The sequence below is a fragment of the Mesorhizobium sp. M1E.F.Ca.ET.041.01.1.1 genome, assembly GCF_003997355.1.
GTDB lineage: Bacteria > Pseudomonadota > Alphaproteobacteria > Rhizobiales > Rhizobiaceae > Mesorhizobium.
Genome location: NZ_RZSL01000869.1, coordinates 1 through 1912 on the forward strand (window position 1 = coordinate 1; position 1912 = coordinate 1912).

Sequence of the window (1912 nt, forward strand, 5' to 3'; positions counted from 1 at the left end):
GTTGTAGGCGGTCAGGCCATGCGTGTCGTATTCGACGCCGATGCGGGCGCCGAGCAGATCGAGGTCATTGAGCAGGTTGCGCAGGTCGATCGCCGGATTGGCGCCGTCGCGATCGGTCCACAGCACGATGTTTTCGATGGTCGAGGTGTGGCGCGCTTGTCTCAAATCGGCCGAGCGGGTGAGCAGCACCATCGATCCGTCGGCCTTCACTACCAGACACTGGAAGAAGCAGAAGCCGAACGTGTCGTAGCCGGTCAGCCAGTACATGCTCTCCTGCGCGAACAAAAGCACGGCGTCGAGCTTCTTCTCGGCCATTTCGATCAGCAGCCGGTCGCGCCGCGCGTCGAATTCCGAACGTTCGAAATGCAGCGCCATTATTCTTTCTCCAGAACGATTGCCGAAACCTGGCGCCCGTAATCCGCTTCCCTGCGGTGGGTGGTGCGCCGGTAGGAATAGAAAAGATCCTCTTCCGCGTAAGTGCAGCGGCCGAGCCCTTCGGCGGTCACGCCGGCCTTGCGCAGCCGGTCGACCGTATATTGGTTGAGGTCGAACATCGAGTGGCGGGGGTTCACCGACGACCTGAAATAGCGTTGGTTGCCGGCGTCGGCCTCGACGAAGCGGGAGACGAATTCCGCTCCGACCTCGTAATTGTCGGGTCCGATCGAGGGGCCGAGCACGGCGACGATGCGATCACGGCGGGCGCCGAGACCTTCCATCGCGGCAACGGTGTTTTCGAGCACGCCGGTGAAAGCACCTTTCCAGCCGGCGTGCGCCGCGCCGATGACGCGGGCTTCGGGGTCGGCGAACAGCACCGGCCCACAATCGGCCGTCGAGGCGCCGACGGCGATGCCCGGCCGATCAGTGACGACGGCGTCGGCCTTGGGTCGCGGATACGCAAAAGGTTCCCTGGCGATGACGACATCGGGCGAATGGACCTGGTGCGCGGTGAGGAGATGATCCGCCGGCACGCCCATCCAGTCGGCGACGCGACGGCGATTTTCGGCCACCAGCGTTTGATCGTCGCTGGAGCCCGTGCCGATGTTGAGGCCCTGGTAGATGCCGCCGGAGACGCCGCCGATGCGCGTGAAGTAACCGTGACGGATGCCTTGCGCCTTCTCCAGAAGAGGCGAGCGTACTGGATCGGGTCTGGTCTGATTCAGCATGGATGGGTTTGTTGTCCGCGTGGGCGATTTCGTCAAGGTGAAGTTCGGCGAGGGGCGAAGCTCGGGCAAGTAGCCGGGCCAGCTTGCACGGATTGCCTGTCGATGTCAGCCGGTTTTCGCCGCCGGCAGGACCTTCATCACCTTGAAGAGCTCGCCCATGGCATCTGAACCCGCGAGGCGTTCGACCGCGTCGGAAATCGCCTGCCGCGCGCCGTCATCGGCGTCGGCGCCGAGTGAACCGGCGCGCTCGAGCAGCCCCATGCCAAGCAGGAATTCGCCTTGCGTGGTCAGTTCCGCATCGAGGCCGTGCGCCCGGACGGTCGCTGCCAAGGCCGCGAAATCCACATGGGCGGTGAGATCGGCCTCGCCGGGATTGGCGAGCACGTCTTCGTGATCGTGCCTGCGCAGCGCCTGCAATGTGTCGCCGATGCCGGGCTCAAGATGGCCATAATCGATGAAGAGCCCGGCGCCGCCGCGGCCGGCGATGCGCTCGGCAATCGCCGACATCAACGCCGCGCGGGCCGGCGCCACCTCGGCGATCGCGCCTTGCGGCGCGTCCGCCGCGCCCGACGGCAGCAGCGCCGGGTCGACGGAACCGGCGCCGGCAAAGAAATGGAGATTGTCGGCATCGTCGAGGCCGACCATCCGCTCGCGCCAGCCTGCGCCGACATGGACGAACTGGCGGATCGGCACCGCGTCGAACAGCTCGTTGCCGACGATGAAGAGCGGCTGGTGCGGCAGGGTGTCGA

General features: G+C 65.6%; 3 protein-coding genes. All 3 read right to left on the bottom strand.

Going from position 1 to position 1912, the window contains the following annotated elements; translation table 11 throughout:
• The coding region (locus EOA38_RS35230) for an aminopeptidase P family N-terminal domain-containing protein (protein WP_189435128.1) at positions 1 to 375 on the bottom strand (375 nt) is incomplete at its 3' end.
• A complete protein-coding gene (gene pgeF, locus EOA38_RS35235) occupies positions 375 to 1163 on the bottom strand; it encodes a peptidoglycan editing factor PgeF (RefSeq protein WP_126092383.1) in 789 nt (262 codons plus the stop codon). The genes pgeF and EOA38_RS35230, both read right to left, overlap by 1 nt.
• Positions 1164 to 1268: 105 nt before the next feature.
• Positions 1269 to 1912, bottom strand: a 644-nt coding sequence (locus EOA38_RS35240; protein ID WP_189435130.1) for an SAM-dependent methyltransferase, incomplete at its 5' end; no start/stop codon positions are given.